The sequence below is a fragment of the Pseudomonas sp. PDM21 genome, assembly GCF_014852505.2.
Taxonomy (GTDB): Bacteria; Pseudomonadota; Gammaproteobacteria; order Pseudomonadales; family Pseudomonadaceae; genus Pseudomonas.
Window position 1 is genome coordinate 2,390,987 of the sequence record NZ_CM181223.1, and the last position, 25,451, is coordinate 2,416,437.

The window sequence follows — 25,451 nt, forward strand, 5'->3', positions numbered from 1 at the left end:
GGGGCCTTTCTCATGGGCGTCTGACTGAGCGTCAGGCGCTGCTGTTCACCGTCTCGCGCTTCACCGTTCTGGCGGCTGGCGCGTGGTGCTCGTCGTGGTCGTGATCGTCGCCGACCACCTGGACCTCGTTGCCTTCGGCGTCGTACAGCTTGCCGTTCTGGAAGTAGTCACCCTCGTTCAGCGCGGCGATGTCGCGGTAGCGCAGGGTGCGCTCCTCGGCGGCGACGAACACCGACTGCTGATTGGAGTTGCCGGTCTTGAGGTGGTTGAACAACAGGTTGAGACCAATGGCCATGATCGCCGCCGAGCTGATGCCCGAGTGGAAGATGGTGGCGAACCAGCTGGGGAAGTGCTCGTAGAAGCTGGGCGCGGCGATCGGGATCATGCCGAAGCCGATGGAGGTGGCGACGATGATCAGGTTCATGTTGTTGCGGTAGTCCACCTTGGACAGGGTGCGGATACCGCTGGCCGCCACGGTGCCGAACAGCACCACGCCGGCGCCGCCGAGCACGGAGGAAGGTACTGCGGCGATCACCCGGCCCATCACCGGCAGCAGGCCGAGGGTCACCAGGATCAGGCCGCCGGTGGCGACCACGTAGCGGCTTTTCACGCCGGTCACGGCTACCAGGCCGACGTTCTGGGCGAAGGCGCTCTGGGTGAAGGAGCCGAAGATCGGCGCCAGGATGCTCGACGCCATGTCGGCGCGCAGGCCGTTGCCCAGGCGCTTGGAGTCGACCTTGGTGCCGATGATCTCACCGACGGCGAGGATATCCGCCGAGGTTTCCACCAGGGTCACCATGATCACGATCAGCATCGAGAGGATCGCGGCGATGTGGAAGGTCGGCATACCGAAGTGGAAGATCGCCGGGAAGGCGACCATCGGGCCCTCGGCCACGCGCGAGAAGTCAGTCATGCCAAGAGCGGCGGCGATCAGGGTGCCGATCACCATGGCCAGCAGGATCGACAGGCGCGAGATGGACGCGCTGCCCAGCTTGCTCAGCAGCAGGACGATCACCAGGGTGAGCGCGGCCAGACCGATGTTGGCCATGCTGCCGAAGTCCGGTGCCTTGGGGTTGCCGCCCATGGCCCAGCGCGCCGCTACCGGCATCAGCGTGAGGCCGATGGTGGTGATGACGATACCGGTGACCAGCGGGGGGAAGAACTTGGTGATGCGCGAGAAGATCGGCGTGATCAGGAAGCCGATGAACGAGGCCGCCATTACCGCGCCGAGCACGGCGTTCAGGCCGCCGCCCTCATAGCCGCCGCCGAGGATCGCGATCATGGTGGCGACACCGGCGAAGGAGACGCCCTGCACCAGCGGCATCTGCGAGCCGAAGAAGGGAATGCCGAGGGTCTGCAGCAGGGTGGCGAGGCCACCGGCGAACAGCGAGGCGGCAATCAGCAGACCGATCTCGCTGGGGGAGAGCCCGGCCGCCTGGCCGAGGATCAGGGGCACGGCGACGATACCACCGTACATGGTCAGAACGTGTTGCAGGCCGTACGCCAGGTTGGCGCCGATTCCGAGGTTCTCGTCTTCCGGGCGTGCTCCGGCGGACGCTACAGCTGAACGATCATTCATGGCTGAGGACTCGCTTGTTTTTGTTGTGGGGCCACTGTAGACAAAGTTAGTGGTGAATATCCACTGTTTTGTATACATGTTTTCGGCCAGTGGTCCGGAATCTGACCGGTCGGTTATGTGTTTTCTCAGGGGCGATGGCTCTGCAATAGGTGTTCTGCAAGAAAACCTGACTCGGTGTGTCTTGCACGAAATGTGTGCATGTTTGAATCCAAAAGCACTACTTGGCTGCATGCAAAGCTCCGAAAGGTTCTTGCCGGCCCCCTGTACACAGGTCATCGCAAATTGCGGGCCAGTCATGCTCCGAGCTCGTCGTTCTCCCCGACGAAGGCTGCTCCTGCTATAACCGTCCGCCTTGGTTATTGCCGGATTTCGAAAAGAGATGGCCCTCCCACCGCTGCACAGTTTCAGGGTGTTCGAAAGCGTGGCCCGCCTGGGTAGCCTGGCCGCGGCTGCCGTCGAGCTGCACGTCACCACAGGCGCGGTCAGCCAGCAGGTCAAGGCGCTGCAGGCCAGCCTGGGCGTGGAGCTGTTCGAGAAGCGTGGCCGCCAGTTGGTACTGACCGACAGCGGCCGCGAGCTGCAGAGGCGCGTGGCCAGTGCGCTGGGCGAGATCACCGGGGCCGTCCAGGCGTTGCAGGCGGGCGTCCGGCTGGACGAGGACAGGGTGGACATCTGCCTGTCGATCCCGCCGGCCGAAGGCGTGGAGTGGCTGACCCGGCCGTTGCTGCGCTTCATGGAGGTGTCGCGCTCGGTGCGGGTCAGCGTGATCACCGCTCCGGGCATGCCGCAGGTGGACTGGCGCCGCGCCGACGTGGCGGTTATCTACGGCACGCCACCATGGCCGGGTGTCTGGTGGCGCCTGCTGCATGGCATCCGCATGACGCCGGTGTGTAGCCCGCAATACCTGCGTGGGCCGCTGGCCATCGTCGAGGCTGCCGACCTGGCGCGGCACCGGCTGCTGCATGAGGATGACGGCAGCCAGTGGCAGCAATGGCTGGCCGAGGCTGGATACAGTCGGGGTGGTGCCGAGGCCATCCATTTCGAAGACTTCGGCATGCTCCTGCAGGCAGCGCGCGATGGTTTCGGCGTGGCGCTCAGCGATGAAACGGTGTCACAGCGCGACCTCGACGAAGGCCGGCTGGTGCGCCCGCTGCCGATCTCGGTGGCGGCGGTGCACAACTACTACGTGGTCTGCCCCGAGGCGAAACGTGAACGCCCGGAGGTCCGGGCGTTCATCGAGTGGTTGCTGTCGATCAGCGAGCCGGCTCAGTAGCCGTAACCGCGCCCATCGGTGAACTGGATGTCGGTGAGGATGCTGATGTCCTTCTCTACCTTGTACAGCTCCGAGCTCCTGATCAGCTCCGGGTCGCTGAAGGCTTCGCCCTTGGCGCGACCGGCCTGGATCTGCTGCATCTTGTCGCGCACTGCCACCACGTCGGCGTAGGTCATGGCCGGCACCTTGCTCGGGTCCTCGTCGGCGTGGGCGCCGTAAAGGGTGGTCTGCGGGTTGATCACCTTCAGCGTGGAATCCAGTGAGGCCACGTAGTCCTTGAGGTTCCCGGCCAGCAGCCAGGACGGATAGAGGTGGTCGCCGGAGAGCAGGATGTTGTGCGCCTCATCGAACAGCGCCACTTCGTCCGGCGTGTGGCCGGGCATGCTCAGCAGGCGCAGCTTGAGGCCGCCCAGGTCGATCACCTCGTCGGGCTTCACCAGGCGCGAGACCTTGAAGGGTGCCAGAGTCATGTGGTCGATGTTGCCCAGGTAGACCGGCTCGGGCACCTGGAAGAGGCCGTCGGCACGGCGGAATTTCGCGGTGAAGGGCGTATCCACCAGGTAGATGCTCTGGAAGTTGTGCAGCCCGCCCAGGTGGTCGAAGTGCAGGTGCGAAGGCAGCACCGACAGCGGCTTGTCGGTGATCTGGCGGGCGACCTGGGTGATGTCTTCCTTCTGGTTGGCGCCGGAGTCGAACATCAGCGCCTGGTTCGCACCCACCAGCAGGTACGAATAATTCTTCTGGTAGTAGTTCGGCTCGCCGATGGCGTAGAGGAAGTCCGTCAGCTTGTGTACCACGAAGGCCGGCTTTTCAGCCTTGGGGGCTTCGGCCTTGGGTGCTTCGGCGGCGGTCGTGGCGAAGGGCGCGCCGAGGAGGGTGGTGGAAGCCAGGGCCAGGACTTTGATCAGCGTGCGCATGGGGCGCGAACCTCTTTCTCGTTGTTGTCGGGGCGGCGGGTTGTCCGCCGGCCCATCTCACCGCTGGCGAGGGTGTACTTCAATGCACGATTTCTGCGGCCCGACAGTTCAGTTCAGCTAAAGCCTGGCGGAATTAGCAAAGATGATTTTCGCGGTTCCGCATAAGCAGGGCTAATCAATCATTCGGGGATTTCATGGCAGCAACGGGGCTATGCCGGTAGAACTATCTGGGTCGGGTGCGCTGTTCGTGCCCATTCCCACTGTTTCCGGAGCTATTCCAATGAAGTCCAGATGGACCGCCTTGCTGTGTGTGCTGAAAACCCTCTCCGTCGCCTGGGGCGACTACAACAAGCGCAACTTCGTCCGCCGCTGAGGCGGGCAACCTGAGAGTCCGAATCGCCCCGTTTCACCGTACAAGGATTTCGCCATGCAACGCGTCACGCCCCAGATCGATCCCGCCATCGCCGCCATCGCTCCCGGCTTTCGAGCCCTGAGCATCACGTTGGAAGCCGCACCGATCCTCCATCCGGAGGTGGCGGAGCTGGCGCTGCAGCGAGCCTGCGCGGCACTGGCGGCGGGCGAGCCGGCCTGGGGTGACGCGCACCTGGCGGCCTGGGCCGAGGTGTTCCGCCGCTTCGGCGCCAAGCCCCAGCGCACGCCCTGTTCGGCGGAAGCGCTGCGCAAACGCGCGCTGCGTGACGGCAGCTTGCCGAGCATCGATCCGGTAGTGGACCTGTACAACGCCATCAGCGTGCAGTTCGCTATCCCGGTGGGCGGAGAAAACCTCGCCGCCTACGCCGGTACTCCGCGCCTGGTGATCGCCGAAGGCAGCGAAACCTTCGACACCGTGAAGGACGGTGCGCCGGCCCATGAATCACCCGATGCCGGCGAAGTCATCTGGCGCGACGACTTCGGCGTCACCTGCCGGCGCTGGAACTGGCGACAGGGCGTACGCACCCGTCTGGATGCCGAGGCGCAGCGTATGTGGTTCATCCTCGAAAGCCTGCCGGAGATGCCGCTGGAGGCCCTGCGCGAAGCGGGTGACCAGCTTGTCGCCGGATTGCTGGCGATGATGCCGGGGGCTCGGGCCGAGGTGCTGCTGGTGCATTGCAGGGCGTGAGCCGTTACTTCACCAGGCTTTCCAGGTATGCGCAGAACATATCCGCCATCGCTCCGCTGAACGCTTCGATCTCTTGCGCACTGCGCGGGCTTTCCGAGAACTGCTTGCCCACCGAACCCAGCGTCGTGGTGATCAGTTCGCGGGCCAGCGTGCGCTGCGTGTCGCGGGCTTGCGGCAGGACTTCGGCGATGAACGCCTGGAAGACGCCTTCGCTGGCAGCCTTGGCTTCCCTGGCCTCGGGGGCGTCGCGGTAGAGCGGGGCGGCATCGCTCAGGGCGATGCGCATGCGCGCTTCCTCGCACTCTGAGCGGATGAAGGCGTGCACCAGGTTGCGCAAGCGTTGCAGCGGCGGCTGGCTTTCATCGACCAACAGGCCGCGCAGCATCTCGGTGGTCTGCCGCCACTCGTCGCTCTGCAGGCGGAACAGGATCGCGGCCTTGTTCGGGAAGTACTGGTACAGCGAACCGACGCTGACCCCGGCGCGCTCGGCGACCCGCGCGGTGGTGAAACGCTGGGCGCCTTCCTTCTCCAGAACCTGAACAGCAGCGTCGAGAACGGCCGTCACGAGGTCGTTGGAACGGGCCTGTTTCGGCTCCTTGCGCGTGGAAATACGCGGGCTGCGGCGTTCGCTCATGGCTGGCTCCGACAATGCGAATAGTAAAACCTGACGAAAAGATCGCATTCTAGTCGGGCGCTTTTGCGCACTCAAATTCCACACGGGAAACCCACCATGACAACCCTCACTTCCGCCCCCGTGGCGCCCTTGCTGCAACACCTCTTCGAGGAGGCCGACGCGGCTTCTCCGCAGTCCAGCCCGGCCTTCGCCCATCTCGACCAGGCCGCGCTGACCCGCCTGATGCAGAGCAAGACGCAGTACCGCGAACTCTACGGCCAACTGAAGGACCAGCCGCTGCCCGTCTCGCGGGAAACCGGTGCGCTGCTGTACATGCTGGCGCGCGGCATCGGTGCGAAGAACATCGTCGAGTTCGGCACTTCGTTCGGCATCTCCACCCTGCACCTGGCCGCAGCCCTGCGCGACAACGGCGGTGGCCGGCTGATCACCAGCGAGTTCGAGCCGTCGAAAGTGGCGCGGGCCCAGGCCAACCTGGAGGCCGGCGGCGTCGCCGACCTGGTGGAAATCCGCCAGGGCGATGCGCTTCAGACCCTGGCCTGCGACCTGCCGGAGAGCATCGACCTGCTGCTGCTCGACGGCGCCAAGTCGCTCTATCCGGAGATCCTCGCCCTGGTGGAAAGCCGCCTGCGCCCCGGCGCGATGGTCATCGCCGACAACGCTGACTACTGCCCGGAGTACCTCGCCGAAGTTCGCCTGCCGGGCGGGCGCTACCTGTCGATTCCCTTCGCGGACGATGTGGAGCTGTCCATGCGCCTGGGCTGAAGCTGCGCGGGCTAGAGCGGCGGGTGGGCCACTGGGGCATGCCGCGCCATCAGCTCGGCGACCCAGTCGATGAAGACCCGCAGCTTGGCGCTGACGTGGCGATTGGGCGGGAAAGCCAGGTACAGCGGCATGCTCTCCATGCTCCAGTCACCGAACAGTTCCACCAGTTCGCCGCGCGCCAGGGCATCCAGCGCCATGTAACGCGGCAACCAGAGCACGCCCATGCCGGCAATCCCGGCGGCCAGGTAGGCGTTGCCATCGTCCACCGTGAGCACCGGGCGACCGTGGACCTGAACGCTCTCACCATCCTTCTGCAGGGCATAGGAAAGCGGCTTGCCGGTGCGCGCCCAGAGGTAGCCGACGATGCGTTGCTGGCTGTTTTCCAGCTCGCTCGGGTGCTGCGGCACACCGGCGCGTTGCAGGTAGGCGGGAGCGGCGAAAACCCCCAGTTGCAGCTCGCCAACCTTGCGCGCCATCAGCGACAGGTCGGCGAGCTCGCCGCCGCGCACCACGCAGTCGACGTTCTCGTCGATCAGGTCGACCATGCGGTCGCTGACGCCCAGGTCGATCTGGATGTCCGGATAGCGCTCGTGGAAGTCGGGCAGCGCGGGGATCAGCAGCAGGCGCGCCAGCGGGCTGGGGACGTCCACTCGCAGGCGCCCGCGCGGCAGGGCGGCAGCGCTGGAGAGGCTGGTCTCGGCATCGTCCATGTCCGCCAGCAGGCGTACCACGCGCTCGTAGTAAGCCGTGCCATCGGCGGTGAGATTGAGCTTGCGCGTGGTGCGGTTGAGCAGGCGCACACGCAGCCGCGCCTCGAGTTGCTGGATCAGCTGGGTCACGCTGGTGCGGCTCATGTGCAGGGTGTCGGCGGCTTTGGTGAAGCTGCCGGTTTCCACCACGCGGGCGAAGGCTTGCATCGCATCGAAACGGTCCATGGTGGCTCCGGCTGGTCGGTGAAAGAGGGGCTGTCCCAGGGCTGATTGTTTGGATTCTACAAACAATGCTGATCCGTATTGCCCGATTATCGCCGGTGCGCCGCGCCCTAACCTGACTCCATCGTTGAAACCGGGGCTTTGGCCCCCTCTGATGGAGCAAGTCCATGACTACTCGCGACGTGGTTTTCCCCGCTGGCCGCCAGGCCCTCTATGAACGCAACCGCTATTCCCCGGCGATCCGCAGCAACGGCCTGCTGTTCGTCTCCGGCCAGGTCGGCAGCCGCGAGGACGGCTCGCCCGAACCGGAGCTGGAAGCCCAGGTGCGCCGGGCCTTCGACAACCTCAACGCGATACTCGCCGCCGCCGGCTGCAGCTTCGAGGACGTGATCGACGTGACGGTATTCATGGTCGATCCGCAGATGAATTTCGAGCGTGCCTGGCAAGTCGCTGCCGACTACTGGGGCATGGCGCCCTATCCGACGGCAACGGCGGTGGGCGTGACCTGGCTGTATGGCTTCGACTTCGAGATCAAGGTGATCGCCAGACTGCCGGAGGGCCGCTAGGTGTCGCCCCGCGCCTGCAGCATCTGCTCGCGCAGCCAGCGGTGCGCCGGGCGGCTCGCATGGCGCGGGTGGTAGAGGATGCGCAGGCTGTAGCGCGGCAGCGTGATGGGCGCCGGGAACAACACCAGCGCACCGTCGGCATTGAGCTGTTGCGCCACGCGGCGGGGCAGGGTGAGCAGGTAGTCGGAGGCGGCGACCAGGCTCGGTGCGGCCAGCAGGCTGGGCAGTTGTACCGCCACGTCGCGCTGAATGTCCTGGAGCGCCAGGGCAGCGTCGATCACGCCGACGGCGTCGCTCCAGGGCAGCACCACCACGTGCCGCTCGGCCAGGTAATGCTGCAGTGAAAGCCCGCCGCTGATCCGCGAGTGCCCTTTGCGCGCGACTACCACGTAGTCGTCGCTGAAGCACTCGATGGCCTCCAGGGCATCGCCTTCGCTGCGCTCGTGGGTAACCCCCAAGGCGAAGTGCACACGGCCTTCGCGCAGGTCGTCGAGCGAGTCCTGCTGTGTCGCGTAGACCACCTTGATGCGCAGGTGCGGGGCGAGTTTCTCGATCCGCGAAACAAGCCCCGGCAGCAGGGTGAAGCTGGTGTAGTCGGTGGCGGCGAAGACGAAGGTCTGGGTGGTGCTTGCCGGGTCGAAAGGCGCGGCGCTGGACAGTCGTTCGGCGAGCAGGGCCAGGGCCTCGCCGATGCCTTCGGCCATCAGCTCGGCCTGGGCGGTGGGCTGCATGGCGCTACCGGCACGGACGAACAGCTCATCGCCCAGGGTGTCGCGCAGGCGGCCCAGTGCGTGGCTGCAAGCGGAGGGACTCATGGCCAGTTCGTCGGCGGCGCTCACCACGCTGCGGTGACGGAACAGGGCGTCGAACACCAGCAGCAGATTGAGGTCGAGACGGCGCAGGTTGGCATGCATGATGTTCAGTATCCGGTGAAAAAAATGCAGTACGTGCATTCTGCGCTTTCATTATCCTGCTGTCTCCGATCCATCTGATCCACCGGAACATCACCATGAGCCAACCGACTTTCCGCATCGCCACCCCGGCCGACACCGACCGCTGCTTCGAGATCGAGATAGCCGCCTACGAAGGTGACGAGGCCGCGACGCGGGAGAAGATCGCCACGCGCATCGCACAGTACCCCGAAGGCTTCCTGATCATGGAGCTGGGCGGTGAGATCATCGGCTTCATCAACAGCGGCTGCGCGTTCGAGGTGGTGATGTCCGACGAGGAGTTCAAGGAGCTCATCGGCCACGATGCGGCGGCGCCCAACGTGGTGATCATGTCGGTGGTGATCGACCCTGCGCAGCAGGGCAGGAGCTACGCCACATTGCTGATGCGTACCTTCATCGAACGCATGGCCGGCCTGGGCAAGCGCACTATTCACCTGATGTGCAAGGACCGCCACGTACCGCTCTACGAACGCTTCGGCTTCCGTTACGTGAAGCCGTCGGCGTCCGACCACGGCGGCATGGCGTGGCACGAGATGGTGATGGAACTGCCTGCCGCCTGATGCTTGATACCTGATGCTTGGCGGCTGGCGCGTCAGCGTTCCGGCCGGTCGTTCACCCGGTCGCGGGTGGCGCGCTCGGCCAGCAGGTCGAAGGTTTCCGGCAGCAACGCGGCTTCGCCCTGTTCGTCGAGCAGTTGGCGGAACACCAGATGGTCCGGGAAGCTGCGGCTGATCAGGGTCAGCAGCTCGGTGCCGCGTTCGGTCAGTTCGAAGTTGTTGCCGGTGCCACCGTGCTCGCGCGGGCGTTCCTGGATGTAGCCATTGGCGAGCAGGTCGCCTTCCAGGTCGCCGGCGACTTTCTTCAGGTGATCGACGCTGCCGTCCACCGGCTCGCCCTGCAGCCGGTGCTGCTCGGCCACTTCCTCGCCGCACTCGCGGGCCTTGTAGGGTTGGTCGGCGCATTCCTGGGCGCGCAGCAGCAGGCGTTCGATCAGGTCCCAGTCATAGCTCATGGCGTGTCCTCCGGGGTCATCAATGCAGGGCCTTCCTGAGTTGCGACCCGGCCGGGCGGGTAGGGTTCGAACTTCCTGCGCGGCGGTGCGCCAACCCGTAGCCGCGCAACCATCGACGACGTCGAGCTTCACTATCGATGCAATCGAGTGGTGCGCCGGCCGGGCGCAGCTGACTATCTGTCCCAAGAGCTTGTCGAACCGAGCAAGGGACAGAAACGATGAACACACAGCGCCCCACACCCAATCGCCTGGCCGCCCGCATCGCCCTTGGTCCGTTGTTGCTGGCCGTGGCCAGTCTGACCGGCTGCGCGGCGACCTCGGAAACCCGGCTGAGCTGGGACAGCCTGGGCGGTACCACCGCCCAGGACAGCAGCACCTACCTGAGCTGCGTCGACGGCCGGCTCACCCCCGGCACCGCTACCTTCGTCAGTGACAGCGGCGCCACCCGCCAGCTGCTCACCGGCAGCGCTGATCCGCGGCAGGCCAGTGGCATCGTCCAGGTGACCCCGATCGCCGGTGGCAACCACTTCAGCGCCTACCAGCGCAGTGCCTGGCAGGACAAGGGCGAGCTGCTGGATGCCGCCTACCAGTGCGCACAGCACAGTTGAACCGACTTCGAGCGGGCCGCTCCCCCCAGCGGCCCGCCCAGCGCCGGCAGGCGGCGAATAGCCTGCGTCAGTGTCTGCCTTCGGGCTGCCGCTGATTCACTCTCCAGGGGCGCTCCCCCCAGCGCCCACCTATCGCCTGTCGAGCCCCCACTTGATGGGCGTTTTTTTTAATTTACGACTGTTGTGTATTCTGATCGGTCATGCCAGTGTGTGCGCCCTGGCGGCTGTATTCGCCTTTCCGTGCCCAGGATGCGCATCCGGTTTGTCCGCCGGGCGCTGAACGCTGCCGCCGGCCGACGGTACACTCACTCCCGTCGCGTAACAGAAGTACAAGAGAATCGAGATGAACACGCATTTTCCGACTTGCGCCGTCTGGGTCCGTCGCGACGCAGACCTGCCCCTTCCCACCACCCTTCAGCCGACGGTGAAAGCATGATCGAGGTAACCGAAGTTTCCATTGCGCAGCTGCGTGAAGCCCTGGAGTCGGGCCGCACCACCGCGGTCGAACTGGTCAAGGCCTACCTCGCGCGCATCGATGCCTACGATGGCCCGAGCAAGCTCAATGCCGTGGTCGTGCGCAACACGCAGGCCCTGCAGGAAGCCGAAGCCTCGGACGCCCGCCGCGCCCGTGGCGAGACACTCGGCCCGCTGGACGGTATCCCCTATACCGCCAAGGACAGTTACCTGGTCAAGGGCCTGACCGCCGCCTCCGGCAGCCCGGCCTTCAAGGACCTGGTCGCCTACCGCGACGCCTTCACCGTCGAGCGTCTGCGCGCCGGCGGCGCCATCTGCCTGGGCAAGACCAACATGCCGCCCATGGCCAACGGTGGCATGCAGCGCGGCGTCTACGGCCGTGCTGAAAGCCCGTACAACCGCAAGTTCCTCACCGCGCCCTTCGCCTCCGGTTCCTCCAATGGTGCCGGCACCGCGACTGCCGCGAGCTTCTCGGCCTTCGGCCTGGCGGAGGAAACCTGGTCCAGCGGTCGTGGTCCGGCCTCGAACAACGGCCTGTGCGCCTACACCCCGTCCCGTGGCGTGATCTCGGTTCGCGGCAACTGGCCGCTGACCCCGACCATGGACGTGGTGGTGCCCTATGCACGCACCATGGCCGACCTGCTGGAAGTGCTCGACGTGGTCGTCGCTGAAGACACCGACAAGCGTGGCGACCTCTGGCGCCTGCAGCCGTGGGTGCCGATCCCCGCCGTTGCCGACGTGCGCCCGGCGTCCTACCTGGACCTCGCTGCAGGCCCCGAAGCCCTCAAGGGCAAGCGCCTGGGCGTGCCGCGCATGTTCATCAACAAGGACGAACTGGCCGGCACCAGCGAGAAGCCTGGCATCGGCGGCCCGACCGGCCAGCGCATCAACACCCGCGCTTCGGTCATCGATCTCTGGGAACAGGCCCGCAAGGCCCTGGAAGCCGCCGGCGCCGAGGTCGTCGAAGTGGACTTCCCGCTGGTTTCCAACTGCGAGGGCGACCGCCCAGGCGCGCCGACCGTGTTCAACCGTGGTTTCGTCACCGAGCAGTTCATGCATGACGAACTGTGGGAGCTGTCCGGCTGGGGCTTTGACGATTTCCTCCGCGCCAACGGCGACCCCAAGCTGAACAAGCTGGCCGACGTCGATGGCCCGCAGATCTTCCCGCATGACCCGGGCACGCTGCCGAACCGTGAGGACGACCTGGTCGCCGGCATGGACGAGTACGTCAACATGGCCAAGCGCGGCCTGAAGACCTGGGACCAGATCGAGTCCCTGCCTGACGGCCTGCGCGGCCTGGAGAAGACCCGCAAGCTCGACCTGGAAGACTGGATGGACGGCCTGAAGCTCGACGCCGTGCTATTCCCCACCGTGGCCGACGTCGGCCCGGCGGACGCCGACGTCAATCCGGAGTCGGCCGACATCGCCTGGAGCAATGGTATCTGGGTCGCCAACGGCAACCTGGCGATCCGTCACCTGGGCGTGCCGACCGTCACCGTGCCGATGGGCGTGATGGCCGATATCGGTATGCCGGTGGGCCTGACCTTCGCCGGTCGCGCCTATGACGACTCCGCGCTGCTGCGCTTCGCCGCGGCCTTCGAAGCCACCGGCTCCAAGCGCCTGGTACCGCCGAGCACGCCGCCACTGGCCTGACCGGCTGCAGAATGAAGAACCGCGCCCCAGGGCGCGGTTTTTTTATGGCTGGCGCCGGCATTTCCCGGCACCTACAGGGTGCGCTGGGCTTTCACGCAGCCGTAGCGCGCCTCCTTGGACGGCGAGTAGCCATAGAACGACGTGTAGCACTTGCTGAAATGGCTGGGCGAGACGAAGCCGCAGGCCAGGCCGACCTCGTACATCGGCAGGCTGGAGTGCTGCAGCAGGCGGCGGCTTTCGGTGATGCGCAGCTCCAGGTAGTAGCGCACCGGCGTGGTCCCCAGTTGCTCCTGGAACAGTCGCTCGATCTGCCGCTTGGAACGCCCGACGTAGCTCGACAGCTGGTCCTGGTTCAGCGGCTCTTCGATGTTCGCGCTCATCAGGTTGATCGCCTCGCGCAGCGGCTCGCTGAGCTTCTCGTGCAGCGCCGGGCGGGTGCGGCGGAAGCGTGATTCCTCGAAGGCGAGGATGTCGACGATGGCGTCCACCAGTTCGCGGCCGTGGCGGGCGTTGATCCACTCCAGTACCAGGTTGAAGGCGCCCGTGGGGCTGGCGGCGGTGAGGCGGTCGCGGTCGGCCTGGTAGCTCTCGCTGGTGACTTCGCTGTGCCGGGCGATTTCCGCCAGCGCCGCGCGGTTCTCCGGGTGGATGGCGCACCGGTAGCCGTCGAGCAGGCCGGCCTGACCGAGGAACCAGGCGCCGTTCCACAGGCCGGCCAGGGCGATGCCCTTGTCGGCGGCCGTTTGCAGCAGGCGGGTCAGTTCGGGTAATGCGCGCAGCGGAGTGCGCAGGCCGCCGCAGACCACCAGCAGGTCCAGCTCGGCGAGCTGCGTCGAGGTCAGCATGGCGCCGGGGCAGATCACCAGGCCGAGGTCGCTGGTGACGGACTCACCATCGAGGCTGAAAGTCTGCGTGGCGAACGTCTGCGTGCGGATCAGGTTGGCGGTGACCAGCGTGTCCAGCGCCTGGGTGAAGGCGGGCAGGGAGAAATGTTCCAGCAGCAGGAAGCCAACCCGCGCGAGGCGACCGGGCTCCCTGGTATCACCGTCGAGGTAGCGCAGGTTGCGGCCCTGCATGGCCCCACTGAACTGGCGGCGTTCGACCAATCGGCACCTCGTCTGCGTGGTTTGGTGACCGGCTCAGCCGCGCACGGCACGGCGGCCGAGGGCGGATTGGCCTGAGGGTGAAGTGCGCCGGCTGGTCTGGCTGAGCAGGATGATGATCACCGTCAGCGCCAGGGTCGAACTCACCTCGATGCGGTGCGTCGGCATGATGAACATTACCGCGAGGATGAAGCTGATGATCCCGATCACCAGCCAGGTCAGCCAGGGGAACAGCCACATGCGGAACACCAGCTCGTGGTTGCGTCGGCGCAGGATGCCGCGCATGCGCAGCTGCGACACGGCGATGGCGAGGTAGACGAGCAGCGCGATGGAACCGGAGCTGGCCAGCAGGAATTCGAAGAGTCTTCCAGGTGCAAAAAAGTTGAGCAGGGTGGTGAACATGCCGATCAGCGTGCTGGCGATCACCGCCGCGCGCGGCACGCCGGCGGCGGAGGTGCGCTGGATGAAGGCCGGCGCATCGTTTCGCCGACTCAGGGAATAGATCATCCGCGAGGCGATGTACACCGAGGAGTTCAGGCAACTGGCCACGGCGACCAGCACCACCAGGTCCATCAGCAGTTGCGCGTTGGGGATGTTCAGCAGTTCCAGGGTGCGCTGGTAGGAGCCGATTTCCACCAGGCGCGGGTCGTTCCACGGTACCACTGAGATGATCACCAGGATCGACAGCAGGTAGAACACGCTGATGCGCCAGATCACCGAGCGCGTGGCCTTGGCGATGTTGCGGCTGGGGTCGCTGGATTCGGCGGCGGCGATGGTCACCGCCTCGGTGCCGATGAAGCTGAACAGAGTGGTGATCAGCGCGCTGAAGATGGCCGTCCAGCCGTTGGGCATGAAGCCGCCGTGCTCGCCCATCAGCCTGTGCAGGCCGCTGACCTCGCGCCCCGGCAGCAGGCCGAACAGCGCGGCGGCGCCAAGGCCGATGAAGGCGACGATGGCGACCACCTTGAGCATGGCGAACCAGAATTCGAACTCGCCGTACTTGGCGACGCTGAACAGGTTGGTGACGGTGAGCAGCAGCGTCATCGACAGGGCGAATACCCAGGTCTCGACCTGCGGGAACCAGTTGTTGAGGATGACCCCGGCGGCGATGGCCTCGATGGGAATGACCAGCACCCAGAACCACCAGTACAGCCAGCCGATGGTGAAGCCGGCCCAGCGGCCGATGGCCTGGTCGGCATAGGCGGAGAAGGAGCCGGTGTCGGGGCTGGCCACGGCCATCTCGCCGAGCATGCGCATCACCAGCACCACCAGCAGCCCGGAGAGGGCATAGGCGACGATGGCGGCGGGACCGGCGGCGGCAATCGCGTGGCCGGAGCCGACGAACAAGCCTGCGCCGATGATTCCCGCGATGGAGAGCATGGTTACGTGGCGGGGCTTGAAGCCCTGCACCAGATCGCCATTGGCGCCTTTTGCACTGGGAGCACTCATCTGTCGGCCTTTTATTGAAATTGTTATGTAGGGCGCGGCGACGCGTGGCCGGCTGCGGCTTCCCCGCAACCGCTGGTGCGCTGGTAGAGGCCGGGGAGTCCGCGTGGCGGCTATGCGCTTCACGCGGGGCTCAAGCTAAGGCACCGGGTGGGCGGCGAGTTGCTCGAAATCGCCGTGGGCATGACCAAAAACGACATGGGCGGCGGCTGGCGTAGTGGCGATAGGCCGCTCTGGGACGGAGGTTCCATGCGTAGTGGACGGCTTTGCACGGTGGCCTGATCGGATCGGCGGTCATGCCCGCTTCGCCCGCCGGCATTCGGGTCTAGGCTGAGTACTTTCGTCTGCCCAGGTGACCTGCCATGTCCCTCGTCCTGTTCGGCCATCCCTTTTCCTCCTATACGCAGAAGGTCCTGATCGCCCTCTACGAGAACTCCACGCCCTTCGAATTCCGCAGCCTCGGCCCGGATCAGCCGGAGAACGGCGCGCACTGGCTGCGCCTGTGGCCGCTGGCGAAGTTCCCGGTGCTGCTGGACGGTGAGCACAGCGTCGCCGAGACCAGCATCGTCATCGAGTACCTGCACCTCAAGCATCCCGGCCCGGTGCGCCTGCTGCCGGACGACCCGCTGAAGGCGCTGGACGTGCGTTTCCTCGACCGCTTCTTCGACTGGCACGTGATGACCCCAGTGCAGCACGCCGTTCTGGGCGCCATGAGCGGCGAAGCGGGCAAGCGTGCGGAAGGCCTGGCCCATGCGGTGAGCAAGCTGGAACTGGCCTACGCCTGGCTGGAAGAGGAACTCGCCGGGCGTACCTGGGCGGCGGGGGAGAGCTTCAGCCTCGCCGACTGTGCGGCGGCCCCTTCGCTGTTCTATGCGGACTGGACCCATCCCATCGGCGACCAGTATCCGACACTGCGCGCTTACCGCTCGCGCTTGCTGGCGCGCCCATCCTTCGCCCGCGCGGTGGAGGAGGCGCGGCCGCACCGGCCTCTGTTCCCGCTGGGGGCGCCGGATCGGGATTGAACCGGGCAAAAAAATCCCCCGTGCGCTGCCGCGACCGGGGGATGCAACACCCGCGCAGGGGGACCGCGCGGGCGAGGTAGACCAGCGGAGAGTTACAGGCGGATCAGCACCGATTTCAGCTCGGTGTAGTGCTCGATGGCCGCGGCACCCATCTCGCGGCCGACGCCCGACATCTTGAAGCCGCCGAAGGGCAGCGCCGGGTCCAGGGCGCTGTGACAGTTGACCCACACCGAGCCGGACTTGATGCGCGGCACCATGCGGTGCACGGCCGCCAGGTCGTTGGACCAGATGCTCGCGCCCAGGCCGTAGGGGCTGTCGTTGGCCAGGCGCAGGGCGTCCTCGATGTCGTCGAAGGGCATGGCGACCAGCACCGGGCCGAAGATTTCCTCCTGCACCAGCGGATTCTTCTGGTCGACGTCGACGATCACCGTGGGTTTGACGAAGTAGCCGGGGCCGAACTGCTCGCCGCCGCAGGCGATGGTGGCGCCCTTGTCGCGACCCAGCTCGATGTAGTCGAACACGCGCTTCTGCTGCTTCGCGGAGATCAGCGGGCCCATGTCGATGCTCGGGTCCAGGCCGTTGCCCAGCTTCATGCCGTTGGCGATGCCGGAGATGTCGGCGATGACATTGTCGAAGTGCTTGCGCTGTACATACAGGCGCGAGCCGGCGCAGCAGACCTGGCCCTGGTTGAAGAAGATCGCCTGGGCAGCACCGGCGGCGGCGGTGGCGAGGTCGGCGTCGGCCATGACGATGGTCGGCGACTTGCCGCCCAGCTCCAGGGTTACGCGGGTCATGTTGTCCATGGCCGCCTTGCCGATTTCCTTGCCGACCGGGGTCGAGCCGGTGAAGGTCAGCTTGTCCACCAGCGGGTGGTGGGAGAGGGCGGCGCCCGCGGTGATGCCGGCGCCGGTGACGACGTTGAATACGCCCGCCGGGTAGCCTGCTTCCAGGACCAGCTCGGCAAGTTTCAGCGCGGACAATGGGGTCTCGTCGGCAGGCTTGAGCACCACGCTGCAACCGGTGGCCAGCGCCGGGCCGAGCTTCCAGCAGGCCAGTAGCAGGGGGAAGTTCCAGGCGACGATGGCGCCCACCACGCCGACGGCTTCGCGGCGGATGTAGCCGTGGAATTCGCCGTCGGGCATCAGCGGCATGGACACGTCGACCGTGGTGCCTTCGATCTTGGTGGCGTAGCCGGCCATGTAGCGCAGGAAGTCGATGGCCAGTTGCACGTCCATCACGCGGGCGACGGCGGCGCTCTTGCCGTTGTTCAGACATTCCAGCTCGGCCAGCAGATCGGCATCGCGCTCCATCAGGTCGGCGAGCTTCCACAGCAGGTTCTGCCGTTCGCGCGGGCGGGTGCGGCTCCAGGCCGAGTCATCGAAGGCCTGGCGCGCGGCGCGCACGGCGCGGTCGACGTCGGCGGCGGTGCCGGCCGGCACCTGGCAGAGCACTTCGCCGGTAGCCGGGTTGCGCAGGTCCATCAGGGCGCCGTCGCTGGCGGAAGTCCAGTCGGCACCGATCAGCATCTTCGGAGCGCGCTGCAGGAAGGCGCGGGATTCGGGCTTGATGGGCAGGGAAGCGAGCATTGCGTTGGCCTCTTGTTGTCTGTTCGTGCTCCCGGTCTGGGAGTCGCTGAGGCGGAGCATCGCAACGGCTGTGCCAAGGCGGACTGTTTTTTATAACGTATTGAATTAAAAGGATTTAATTGAGGTTTTTTGGCGAGCGGGAGAAAAGCCGCTGTCGCATTGTGCGACAGCGGCTGAGACGCAGGGCTTAGGTGTTGGTGATATCCCGGTCCTTGGTTTCCGGCAGGAAGAAGATGCCGAGGATGGCCGTCATCACGGCGATGACGATGGGGTACCAGAGGCCGTAATAGATGTCTCCGGTGGCGGCCACCATGGCGAAGGCAACGGTGGGCAGGAAGCCGCCGAACCAGCCGTTGCCGATGTGGTAGGGCAGTGACATGGAGGTGTAGCGGATGCGCGTCGGGAACAGCTCCACCAGCCACGCCGCAATCGGCCCGTAGACCATGGTCACGTAGATCACCAGGATGGTCAGCAGCACCAGCATCATCAGGTGGTTGATCTTCGAGGGATCTGCCTTCTCGGGGTAGCCGGCTTCCTTGAGCGAGGCGGCGAGCTGCGCGGTGAAGACCTCCGACTGCACCTTGAACTCCGCCGCTGGCATGCCGGCCCCTTCGAAGCTGGCGATGACCTTGTCGCCGATGTGTACCTGGGCCAGTGCGCCGGTTTCCGCCTTGAGGTTCTCGTAGGGGATGGCGCGCTTGGCCAGCAGGCTCTTGGCCATGTCGCAGGAACTGACGAATTTCGCCTTGCCCACCGGGTCGAACTGGAAGGAGCAGGCGTTCGGGTCGGCCACCACGGTGACCGGGTTCTTCTCCTGGGCGGCGAATACGTCCGGGTTACCGAACTGGGTCAGGCCGTGGAAGATCGGGAAGTAGGTCAACGCGGCGAGGATGCAGCCGGCCATGATGATCTTCTTGCGGCCGATGCGGTCGGACAGGCTGCCGAAGAACACGAAGAATGGCGTGCCCAGCAGCAGGGAGCCGGCGATCAGCAGGTTGGCGGTCTGCGCGTCGATCTTCAGCGTCTGCAGCAGGAAGAACAGCGCGTAGAACTGTCCGGTGTACCAGACCACGGCCTGCCCGGCGGTGCCGCCGAGCAGCGACATGATCACCACCTTGAGGTTCTCCCAGCGGCCGAAGGATTCGGTCAGCGGCGCCTTGGATGCCTTGCCTTCCTCCTTCATCTTCAGGAACACCGGCGACTCGGAGAGCTGCAGGCGGATGTACACCGAGATGATCAGCAGCAGGATCGACAGCAGGAACGGAATCCGCCAGCCCCAGGCCTCGAACGCCTCGTTCCCCAGCACGGTGCGGCAGGCCATGATCACCAGCAGCGAGAGAAACAGGCCCAGCGTCGCGGTGGTCTGGATCCACGAGGTGAAGAAGCCGCGCTTGCCCTTGGGCGCATGCTCGGCGACGTAGGTCGCCGCGCCGCCGTACTCGCCGCCCAGCGCCAGGCCCTGCAGCAACCGCAGGGTGATCAGGATGATCGGCGCGGCCACGCCGATGGTGGCGTAGGCGGGCAGCAGGCCGACCACGGCGGTGGAGATACCCATGATGATGATGGTGATGAGGAAGGTGTGCTTGCGCCCGATCATGTCGCCCAGGCGGCCGAACACGATGGCGCCGAAGGGCCGCACCGCGAAGCCGGCGGCGAAGGCCAGCAGGGCGAAGATGAAGGCGGTGGTTTCATTGACCCCGGCGAAGAAGTGCTTGGCGATGATCGCCGCCAGGGAGCCGTAGAGGTAGAAGTCGTACCACTCGAACACCGTACCCAGGGAGGAGGCAAAGATGACCTTGCGCTCCTCCTTGGTGATTCCGCTGTGAGGAGCGTTGCCCGCGGCCGGGCTGTATGTCTGCGCCATGTTCGTCTCCGTCTTGTTGTTGTTTTGGGCCGGAGTCCCTCGATTTTCCGTTACCGCACTCGAGCCCAGGGCTGATGACAGGTCGTACGGATTGCGCGATGCGTGAAGTCAGGTGGCCCTGCGGATGGCGCAAGGTCATCTGAAAGCATAATCGTTCTCACGCGTCTGGCCACCCGCGCCACCCGGCAAAGCCCCGGCTGGCGCGGATTGGCACCTGTTCCGGACAGGCCGGATGACGCGAGGCGTCTGGCTGGCGCCTCGATGACGGGATTTTCCCTGAGGGAAAGACGCGCAATTAGACCATCGTCTATAACGGTCAGGGCTGTCTCAGACTGCTACAGCTGTCGCGATCTGCCACGCGCAGAGGGGCTTGGAACGCGCGCAGGCTGCTGTTTCGCAAGGACTTTTCCGGCTGGCACGCAACGTGAAGCGCTCCGGGTTTCGCCCAGCGCCACATCGGCGCTGCACAAGGAGGCCTGGCTTGAAGAGGATGCACCTGTCGTTGCCGTGGATTGCGGGGCCGCTGGCTGCCACGCTGACCTGCCTGTTGTTGTGGCTGCTGCCCGGCGTGGGCAATGGGTTGCTCTGGGTCCTGATGGCACTGATTGCCCTGGGCGCCATTCGCCAGGAGTGGCGCGGGCTGACGTGGCCGGTTGCCCTCGGTGCGCTGTGCGGCGCCTGCCTGGCGCTTGGCCTGCACCTGGTAGCCGACCACTTCCAGCTGCGCTACGCCTGGCTCTACAGCAGCGCGGCGCTGCCGGCCTACCTGAAGTTCTCCAACCTCTGGGGCGGCGACGAGGGCACGGTGCTGCTGCTGGCGACCTTCTGCATGGCCATCGCCCTGAAGAGTTCGGCGCTGCCCGGCTGGGCGGGGCGCGGTATGGCGCTGATCGCCGCCTGGTACGTCGCCACCGCCGCCTGGCTCGGGCCGTTCAGTGCGACGCCGGCGGACTGGCTGGCGGCGCAGCCAAGCCAGGGCATGAACGCCCACCTGCAGACCTTCTGGATGTCCCTGCATGCGCCGCTGATCCTCTGCGCCTATGCCTGGGTGCTGGCGCCGGCCGGTGCCGCGCTGGAAGCGCTGGGCCGGGGAGGGCACGCCTACGCCTGGGTGATGCCGCGCTACAGCCGCCGCGCCTGGCTGATCCTCAGCGCCGGTATCGGTGTCGGCATGGCCTGGGCCATGGAGGACTTCACCTACGGCCAGTTGTGGCACTGGGACCCGGTACAGACCTCGACCTTCATCATCTGGGCGCTGCTCGGCGCGGTGCTGCACGGTGCCCGCCGCTGGCGCGCGGACGGCTCCTACGCACGGTCGTTGCCAGTGCTCAGCCTGCTGGCGGCGGCCATGGCCTGCGGCGCCATGGCGGTGACCCGCAGCACGGTGCTCGCCAGTTCGCACCGCTACATCGGCACCACCTCCTGGCTCAGCCACCTGGCGCTGGCGGCGATCCTGCTGGCCCTCGCGGCATTCCACCTGCTGGCCGGGTGGCGGTCGCGCAAGCGGGCAGGGCGGCGGCGCGGGGCGTCGGACTGGACCCTGGACGTGGCCATCTACCTGTTCGCCGGCACCGGCCTGCTGGCCCTCGGCGCGCTGCTCCAGGCGCACCTCTACGAGTGGCTGGGAATGGAGCGGCCGAGCGAGCTGAAGCCCTTCTTCGAGACCCTGACCGCCTGGGCCACCACCGCCGAGATGGACAGCCTGCGCCGCGCCTTCGACCAGTGGGACGTCAACGGCTACGGCCTGGCGCACTGGGTGGTGCCGCTGCTGGCGGCGCTCGGCCTGATGGGCGGCTACAGCTTCCTGCGCCGTTGCGGACGGCCACGGCTGGCACTGCTGGCGACTGTGCTGGTGGCTGCCGTGATGCTCTGGACCGGCTGGCACGGCGGCTGGCTGAACGACAGTTACAACGGCGACGGCATGCTCTCGCAGAACATCGTGCGGGTGCTGCCGTGGCTGGATGCGGCGCTGCTGGGCGGCGCCTTCCTGATGCTCAGCTGCCTGTTCTGGGGTGCGCAGAGCCTGTGGCGCAGCCGAAGGGTGGGCAACCTGCGCTACAGCGGCGGGCTGGCGCTGGTGCACGGCGGCGCGGTGATCGCGCTGGTGGGCGGGCTGGCCGCCACGGCGCTGAACAGCTACCAGCAGATCAGCATCCCGCCGGGTACGTCCTTCGAGCAGTGGCACGCAGTGATCGGCGGCATGCAGATGCGCGTCTCGCCGGATGCCAGCCGCCCGGACTTCTCCGGCTACCACGCGGTGGCCAAGGTCGAACTGCGTGACGGTGACCGCACGCTCGCCGGCCACGCGCTGTTCCAGGACAGCCGGGGTAACCCGCCGGCCTACCAGGGCCCGGTGCGCCAACTCTGCGAAATCCTCGACTACCACTACGCGCGCTTCGCCTCGGATCGCGGCTACGTGCTGCATCCGTTCATCGTCCGCGGCTGGAGCGGCGACCTGCAGATCTGGGTGCCGGCCTCCGCTCGTCTGCTCAGGCTGCCCGGCGACGATATCGAGAGCGTCGTGGTGGTGCGCCGCTTCCCGTTCCTCTCGCTGGTCTGGATCGGCCTGCTGACCATGCTGTTCGGCGCCTTGTTGCTCCCGGCGGGCGGCGCTTTGCGCAAGCCGGACCATACTGCTTCGCAGGGTGTCTCACGGGCCCTGTCTCAGAGTTAGACAGCAATCGCGAAATGTGACGTCGCAATCCCGGTGTCCTCTGCCGGGCGTGCCTGCAAATCCCGCCGAAAGCCTGATTCGGCGGGGTTTGCGCAGTAGTGGCACACAACCTGCAAAACCGCTTTCAAGAGCTCGCTCTTAGCCCATCGGTGGGCGCGAATAACCTACAAGAATACCGAGGAGGCCTGACCTTGAAGATGACACGACTTCGGCACTATCTGGGTGCCGGAACCCTGGCCGCACTGGCCCTTGCGCTCCACCAGACGGCCCAGGCCGCACCCGAAGGCCAGGCGATCATCAACGCCAAGTGCCAGGCGTGCCACACGCCCGAAGGCAACAATTCGCTCAGTCGCATCAGCCACCAGCGCAAGACTCCCGAAGGCTGGCTGATGAGCATCGCCCGCATGCAGGTGATGTACGGCCTGAAGATCACCGACGAGGAACGTCGCTCGGTGGTCAAGTTCCTCGCCGACAAGCAGGGCCTGGCGCCCAGCGAAACCGAAGGTGTGCGCTACGCCCTCGAGCGCCGGCTGAACACCGTCGAGAAATTCGATACGAACTTCGAGCAGATGTGCGCCCGTTGCCACTCGGGTGCGCGCATCGCCCTGCAGCGCCGCCCGGCGGCGGAGTGGGAGAAGCTGGTGAACTTCCACCTCGGCCGCTGGCCGTCGCTGGAGTACCAGGCCCTGGCCCGCGACCGCGACTGGTTCGACCTGGCGAAGAAAGAGATGGTCCCCGAGCTCGCCAAGCGCTACCCGCTGGACAGCAAGGCCTGGTCCGACTGGCAGAAGAATCGGCCCAAGGCCGAATCCCTGGCGGGTAACTGGAGCTTCGCCGGGCACATGCCGGGCAAGGGCGACCTGGCTGGCAGCATGAGCGTGAGCAAGGACGGCGCCGACGCCTTCAAGGTCAGCGTGAAGGGCCAGTACGCCGACGGCTCGCCGTTCAGCGGCGAGGGCAGCGCGGTGCTCTACAACGGCTACGAATGGCGCGGCGCGATCACCGTCGGTGACGTGACCATGCGTCAGGTATTCGCCGCACTGAATGGCCAGATGCAGGGCCGCATGTTCGACAAGGCCCACGACGAGCGCGGCCTGGACTTCGTCGCGGCGAAGGACGGCACCAGCCACGTGCTGGGTGTGCAGCCGGCCTACATCAAGGCGGGTGCGGAGACCGAAGTCAGCGTGGTCGGCACCGGCCTGAAGGGCAAGCCGTCGTTCGGCAAGGGCGTGGAAGTGGTGTCGGTGGTTTCCGAGACACCCGAGCGCGTGACCGTCAAGGTCAAGGCCAGCGATGCGGCCGCCGCCGGCGAGCGCGATGTCACCGTGGGCACCGCCAAGGGCGGCAGCCTCGCGGTGTACAAGGACATCGCCGAAGTGAAGGTGGTGCCGGAATTCTCCATCTCCCGCATCGGCGGCAATGGCGGCTCCACGCCCAAGGTCCAGGGCAGCTTCGATGCCGAGGCCTGGGGCAAGGGCGCCGACGGCAAGCCGTTCCGCATCGGCGTGTTCCCGGCGCAGTGGTCGGTCGAACCCTTCGATGACCGCGCCAAGGAAGACCAGGATGTGAAGTTCGCCGGCGCGATGGACGCCGCCACTGGCATCTTCACCCCGGGCGATGCCGGCCCGAACCCGGAACGCAAGATGATGACCAACAACGCCGGCAACCTGAAGGTGATCGCCGCGGTGGACGACGCCGGCCAGTCGCACAAGGGCGAAGGGCACATGATCGTCACCGTGCAGCGTTGGAACAACCCGCCGATCCCGTAACCGTCGGTATCGGATGAACTGAACGCATGAGCCCCGCCTGCGGGCGGGCGTACCAAGCAAGTTCCGGGAGGTCGCCATGGGCGCCATCTTGAATCTGGTCGAACGCAACCTGCATGAAGTGCAGGTCGACGCCGACCGCCTGTTGTTCCACATCCCCAGCTCCTCGCTGTTCGCCAGCGACGAGCTGACCGGCGGGATCATCGACGCGCTGCGCGGGCATGCCTGTTCGCCGGACGAGCTGACCCAGCGTCTGAGTGGCCGCTTCGCCGCCGAGGATATCGACGAGACCCTGCGCGAGCTGATCGCGCTGGAACTGGTCAGCGACGGCTCGCCGCTGACCCCTGAAATCGGCATCAAGAAAGTTGACCGCACCGCGCTCAACACCGTGGTGCTGAACGTCAATACCGGCTGCAACCTCAGCTGCACCTACTGCTACAAGGAAGACCTGGACAAGCCCTCCGCTGGCAAGAAGATGGGCGCGGAAACCGCCGAGGCCTCGGTGGAAATGCTGATCCAGGAATCCCCCGACGAGCAGCGCTACACCGTGGTGTTCTTCGGCGGCGAACCGCTGTCCAACCGCCCGCTGATCGAGCACATGGTCGCGTACTGCGAGCGCCGGTTCGGCGAGCTGGGCAAGACCGTGGACTTCGTCATGACCACCAACGCCACGCTGCTCACCGAGGAAATCGTCGACTGGCTCAATGCCCATCGCTTCGGGCTGTCCATCAGCATCGACGGGCCGAAGACGGTGCACGACCGCAACCGCATCACCGTGGGCGGGCAGGGCACCTATGACGTGGTGCGGCGCAAGGCCGACATGCTGCTGTCGCGCTACACCGCGCGGCCGGTGGGCGCACGGGTGACCCTGACCACCGGCGTCACCGACGTCGAGACCATCTGGAATCACCTGTTCAACGAGATGGGTTTCGCCGAAGTCGGTTTTGCCCCGGTCACCTCGGGCGACATCAGCAGCTACAACCTCACCACCGATGAGCTGAAGGCTGTCTTCGCCGGCATGAAGGCCCTCGGTCGCCGCTACCTGGACGAGGCGCTGGAAGGGCGCAACATCGGCTTCTCCAACCTGCACCAGCTGATCACCGACATCCACGAAGGGCAGAAGAAGGCCCTGCCGTGCGGCGCCGGCCTGAAGATGCTGGCGGTGGACCACAAGGGCGAGCTGAACCTGTGCCACCGCTTCACCGGTTCTTCGCTGCCGACCTTCGGCAACGTGCATGAAGGGGTGAAGCAGGCCGAGCTGAACGAGTTCCTCTCGCAGCGCCTGGACCGCACCGACACCGGCTGCGCCAGCTGCCACATCCGCAACCTCTGCTCCGGCGGCTGCTACCACGAGAGCTACGCGCGCTACGGCGACCCGGCGCACCCCACCTACCACTACTGCGAACTGATGAGGGACTGGGTCGATTTCGGCATCGAGGTCTACAGCCGGATCATGGCTTCCAACCCCAGCTTCATCGACCGCCACATCACTCCGCGGAAGGCGCACTGA

Annotated in this window: 21 protein-coding genes; 11 read left to right on the plus strand and 10 right to left on the minus strand. The window is 66.1% G+C overall.

The features are described 5' to 3' along the window. Positions 1-31 precede the first annotated feature (31 nt). Complete coding sequence (locus IB275_RS11370; RefSeq protein WP_192296290.1) at positions 32-1,579, minus strand: nucleobase:cation symporter-2 family protein; 1,548 nt, start codon at positions 1,577-1,579, stop codon at positions 32-34. A 379-nt stretch (positions 1,580-1,958) separates the two neighbouring features. On the opposite strand from IB275_RS11370, the gene IB275_RS11375 reads away from it, so the two are divergent. Continuing rightward, a complete protein-coding gene (locus tag IB275_RS11375; protein WP_192296291.1) occupies positions 1,959-2,852 on the plus strand; it encodes a LysR substrate-binding domain-containing protein in 894 nt (297 codons plus the stop codon). Here the strand turns inward: IB275_RS11375 and IB275_RS11380 are convergent. After that, the gene (locus IB275_RS11380) at positions 2,846-3,769 is read right to left on the minus strand and encodes an MBL fold metallo-hydrolase (protein ID WP_192296292.1); all 924 of its coding nucleotides are present in this window, start codon (positions 3,767-3,769) and stop codon (positions 2,846-2,848) included. The two genes, IB275_RS11375 and IB275_RS11380, sit on opposite strands and share 7 nt — an antisense overlap. A gap of 427 nt (positions 3,770-4,196) precedes the next feature. On the opposite strand from IB275_RS11380, the gene IB275_RS11385 reads away from it, so the two are divergent. After that, on the plus strand, positions 4,197-4,889 hold the full coding sequence (locus IB275_RS11385; RefSeq protein ID WP_192296293.1) for a B3/B4 domain-containing protein: 693 nt from the start codon (positions 4,197-4,199) through the stop codon (positions 4,887-4,889). Positions 4,890-4,893: 4 nt separating this feature from the next. Here the strand turns inward: IB275_RS11385 and IB275_RS11390 are convergent, their stop codons facing one another. Beyond that, complete coding sequence (locus IB275_RS11390; RefSeq protein WP_192296294.1) at positions 4,894-5,523, minus strand: TetR/AcrR family transcriptional regulator; 630 nt, start codon at positions 5,521-5,523, stop codon at positions 4,894-4,896. Positions 5,524-5,619: 96 nt separating this feature from the next. On the opposite strand from IB275_RS11390, the gene IB275_RS11395 reads away from it, so the two are divergent. Then, positions 5,620-6,285: an O-methyltransferase gene (locus IB275_RS11395; protein ID WP_192296295.1), complete on the plus strand. Its 666-nt coding sequence runs from the start codon at positions 5,620-5,622 to the stop codon at positions 6,283-6,285. Positions 6,286-6,296: 11 nt separating this feature from the next. On the opposite strand, the gene IB275_RS11400 is transcribed toward IB275_RS11395, so the two are convergent. Further along, positions 6,297-7,220 (minus strand): LysR family transcriptional regulator, encoded by a 924-nt coding sequence (locus tag IB275_RS11400; RefSeq protein WP_192296296.1) that lies wholly within the window; start codon positions 7,218-7,220, stop codon positions 6,297-6,299. A gap of 164 nt (positions 7,221-7,384) precedes the next feature. Between IB275_RS11400 and IB275_RS11405 the strand changes: the two genes are divergently transcribed. Then, positions 7,385-7,783, plus strand: coding sequence for a RidA family protein (locus tag IB275_RS11405; RefSeq protein WP_151186632.1), 399 nt, complete (start codon positions 7,385-7,387; stop codon positions 7,781-7,783). On the opposite strand, the gene IB275_RS11410 is transcribed toward IB275_RS11405, so the two are convergent. After that, complete coding sequence (locus tag IB275_RS11410) at positions 7,780-8,697, minus strand: LysR family transcriptional regulator (RefSeq protein WP_225601931.1); 918 nt, start codon at positions 8,695-8,697, stop codon at positions 7,780-7,782. The genes IB275_RS11405 and IB275_RS11410 overlap by 4 nt on opposite strands. A 95-nt stretch (positions 8,698-8,792) precedes the next feature. On the opposite strand from IB275_RS11410, the gene IB275_RS11415 reads away from it, so the two are divergent. Beyond that, complete coding sequence (locus IB275_RS11415) at positions 8,793-9,293, plus strand: GNAT family N-acetyltransferase (protein ID WP_192296298.1); 501 nt, start codon at positions 8,793-8,795, stop codon at positions 9,291-9,293. A gap of 32 nt (positions 9,294-9,325) precedes the next feature. Here the strand turns inward: IB275_RS11415 and IB275_RS11420 are convergent, their stop codons facing one another. Then, the gene (locus tag IB275_RS11420; protein WP_081516638.1) at positions 9,326-9,745 is read right to left on the minus strand and encodes a transcriptional regulator; all 420 of its coding nucleotides are present in this window, start codon (positions 9,743-9,745) and stop codon (positions 9,326-9,328) included. Positions 9,746-9,963: 218 nt separating this feature from the next. Between IB275_RS11420 and IB275_RS11425 the strand changes: the two genes are divergently transcribed. Further along, positions 9,964-10,353, plus strand: a complete 390-nt coding sequence (locus IB275_RS11425) for a hypothetical protein (protein ID WP_225601930.1) — start codon at positions 9,964-9,966, stop codon at positions 10,351-10,353. A 432-nt stretch (positions 10,354-10,785) separates the two neighbouring features. After that, positions 10,786-12,480 carry an amidase gene (locus tag IB275_RS11430; RefSeq protein ID WP_192296299.1) on the plus strand — a complete coding sequence of 565 codons (1,695 nt, stop codon included), beginning with the start codon at positions 10,786-10,788 and terminating at the stop codon, positions 12,478-12,480. A gap of 71 nt (positions 12,481-12,551) precedes the next feature. Here IB275_RS11430 and IB275_RS11435 read toward each other — a convergent pair whose 3' ends face one another. Beyond that, positions 12,552-13,556, minus strand: coding sequence for a GlxA family transcriptional regulator (locus IB275_RS11435; protein WP_192296310.1), 1,005 nt, complete (start codon positions 13,554-13,556; stop codon positions 12,552-12,554). Between the two features lie 63 nt (positions 13,557-13,619). Next, positions 13,620-15,032, minus strand: coding sequence for a GABA permease (gene gabP / locus IB275_RS11440; protein WP_192296300.1), 1,413 nt, complete (start codon positions 15,030-15,032; stop codon positions 13,620-13,622). Positions 15,033-15,391: 359 nt separating this feature from the next. Between gabP and IB275_RS11445 the strand changes: the two genes are divergently transcribed. Continuing rightward, positions 15,392-16,051, plus strand: coding sequence for a glutathione S-transferase family protein (locus tag IB275_RS11445; protein ID WP_192296301.1), 660 nt, complete (start codon positions 15,392-15,394; stop codon positions 16,049-16,051). Positions 16,052-16,143: 92 nt separating this feature from the next. On the opposite strand, the gene IB275_RS11450 is transcribed toward IB275_RS11445, so the two are convergent. Together IB275_RS11450 and IB275_RS11455 are read right to left on the minus strand one after the other, a co-directional pair. Further along, the gene (locus tag IB275_RS11450; RefSeq protein ID WP_138216217.1) at positions 16,144-17,637 is read right to left on the minus strand and encodes an aldehyde dehydrogenase family protein; all 1,494 of its coding nucleotides are present in this window, start codon (positions 17,635-17,637) and stop codon (positions 16,144-16,146) included. A 187-nt stretch (positions 17,638-17,824) separates the two neighbouring features. After that, on the minus strand, positions 17,825-19,501 hold the full coding sequence (locus IB275_RS11455) for an MFS transporter (RefSeq protein WP_192296302.1): 1,677 nt from the start codon (positions 19,499-19,501) through the stop codon (positions 17,825-17,827). Between the two features lie 490 nt (positions 19,502-19,991). Here IB275_RS11455 and ccsA point away from each other — a divergent pair, with 490 nt between their 5' ends. From ccsA to peaB, 3 genes are all read left to right on the plus strand, one after another. After that, the gene (gene ccsA / locus IB275_RS11460) at positions 19,992-22,175 is read left to right on the plus strand and encodes a cytochrome c biogenesis protein CcsA (RefSeq protein WP_192296311.1); all 2,184 of its coding nucleotides are present in this window, start codon (positions 19,992-19,994) and stop codon (positions 22,173-22,175) included. A gap of 197 nt (positions 22,176-22,372) precedes the next feature. Continuing rightward, positions 22,373-23,944, plus strand: a complete 1,572-nt coding sequence (peaA, locus tag IB275_RS11465) for a quinohemoprotein amine dehydrogenase subunit alpha (RefSeq protein ID WP_192296303.1) — start codon at positions 22,373-22,375, stop codon at positions 23,942-23,944. 76 nt (positions 23,945-24,020) lie between these two features. Next, positions 24,021-25,451 (plus strand): quinohemoprotein amine dehydrogenase maturation protein, encoded by a 1,431-nt coding sequence (gene peaB / locus IB275_RS11470; RefSeq protein ID WP_138216214.1) that lies wholly within the window; start codon positions 24,021-24,023, stop codon positions 25,449-25,451.

Bases quoted from the DNA above. Each gene is read 5' to 3' on its own strand.
- IB275_RS11370 (WP_192296290.1), bottom strand. From the start codon at position 1,579: ATGAATGATCGTTCAGCTGTAGCGTCCGCCGGAGCACGCCCGGAAGAC.
- IB275_RS11375 (WP_192296291.1), top strand. From the start codon at position 1,959: ATGGCCCTCCCACCGCTGCACAGTTTCAGGGTGTTCGAAAGCGTGGCC.
- IB275_RS11380 (WP_192296292.1), bottom strand. From the start codon at position 3,769: ATGCGCACGCTGATCAAAGTCCTGGCCCTGGCTTCCACCACCCTCCTC.
- IB275_RS11385 (WP_192296293.1), top strand. From the start codon at position 4,197: ATGCAACGCGTCACGCCCCAGATCGATCCCGCCATCGCCGCCATCGCT.
- IB275_RS11390 (WP_192296294.1), bottom strand. From the start codon at position 5,523: ATGAGCGAACGCCGCAGCCCGCGTATTTCCACGCGCAAGGAGCCGAAA.
- IB275_RS11395 (WP_192296295.1), top strand. From the start codon at position 5,620: ATGACAACCCTCACTTCCGCCCCCGTGGCGCCCTTGCTGCAACACCTC.
- IB275_RS11400 (WP_192296296.1), bottom strand. From the start codon at position 7,220: ATGGACCGTTTCGATGCGATGCAAGCCTTCGCCCGCGTGGTGGAAACC.
- IB275_RS11405 (WP_151186632.1), top strand. From the start codon at position 7,385: ATGACTACTCGCGACGTGGTTTTCCCCGCTGGCCGCCAGGCCCTCTAT.
- IB275_RS11410 (WP_225601931.1), bottom strand. From the start codon at position 8,697: ATGCATGCCAACCTGCGCCGTCTCGACCTCAATCTGCTGCTGGTGTTC.
- IB275_RS11415 (WP_192296298.1), top strand. From the start codon at position 8,793: ATGAGCCAACCGACTTTCCGCATCGCCACCCCGGCCGACACCGACCGC.
- IB275_RS11420 (WP_081516638.1), bottom strand. From the start codon at position 9,745: ATGAGCTATGACTGGGACCTGATCGAACGCCTGCTGCTGCGCGCCCAG.
- IB275_RS11425 (WP_225601930.1), top strand. From the start codon at position 9,964: ATGAACACACAGCGCCCCACACCCAATCGCCTGGCCGCCCGCATCGCC.
- IB275_RS11430 (WP_192296299.1), top strand. From the start codon at position 10,786: ATGATCGAGGTAACCGAAGTTTCCATTGCGCAGCTGCGTGAAGCCCTG.
- IB275_RS11435 (WP_192296310.1), bottom strand. From the start codon at position 13,556: ATGCAGGGCCGCAACCTGCGCTACCTCGACGGTGATACCAGGGAGCCC.
- gabP (WP_192296300.1), bottom strand. From the start codon at position 15,032: ATGAGTGCTCCCAGTGCAAAAGGCGCCAATGGCGATCTGGTGCAGGGC.
- IB275_RS11445 (WP_192296301.1), top strand. From the start codon at position 15,392: ATGTCCCTCGTCCTGTTCGGCCATCCCTTTTCCTCCTATACGCAGAAG.
- IB275_RS11450 (WP_138216217.1), bottom strand. From the start codon at position 17,637: ATGCTCGCTTCCCTGCCCATCAAGCCCGAATCCCGCGCCTTCCTGCAG.
- IB275_RS11455 (WP_192296302.1), bottom strand. From the start codon at position 19,501: ATGGCGCAGACATACAGCCCGGCCGCGGGCAACGCTCCTCACAGCGGA.
- ccsA (WP_192296311.1), top strand. From the start codon at position 19,992: ATGCACCTGTCGTTGCCGTGGATTGCGGGGCCGCTGGCTGCCACGCTG.
- peaA (WP_192296303.1), top strand. From the start codon at position 22,373: ATGACACGACTTCGGCACTATCTGGGTGCCGGAACCCTGGCCGCACTG.
- peaB (WP_138216214.1), top strand. From the start codon at position 24,021: ATGGGCGCCATCTTGAATCTGGTCGAACGCAACCTGCATGAAGTGCAG.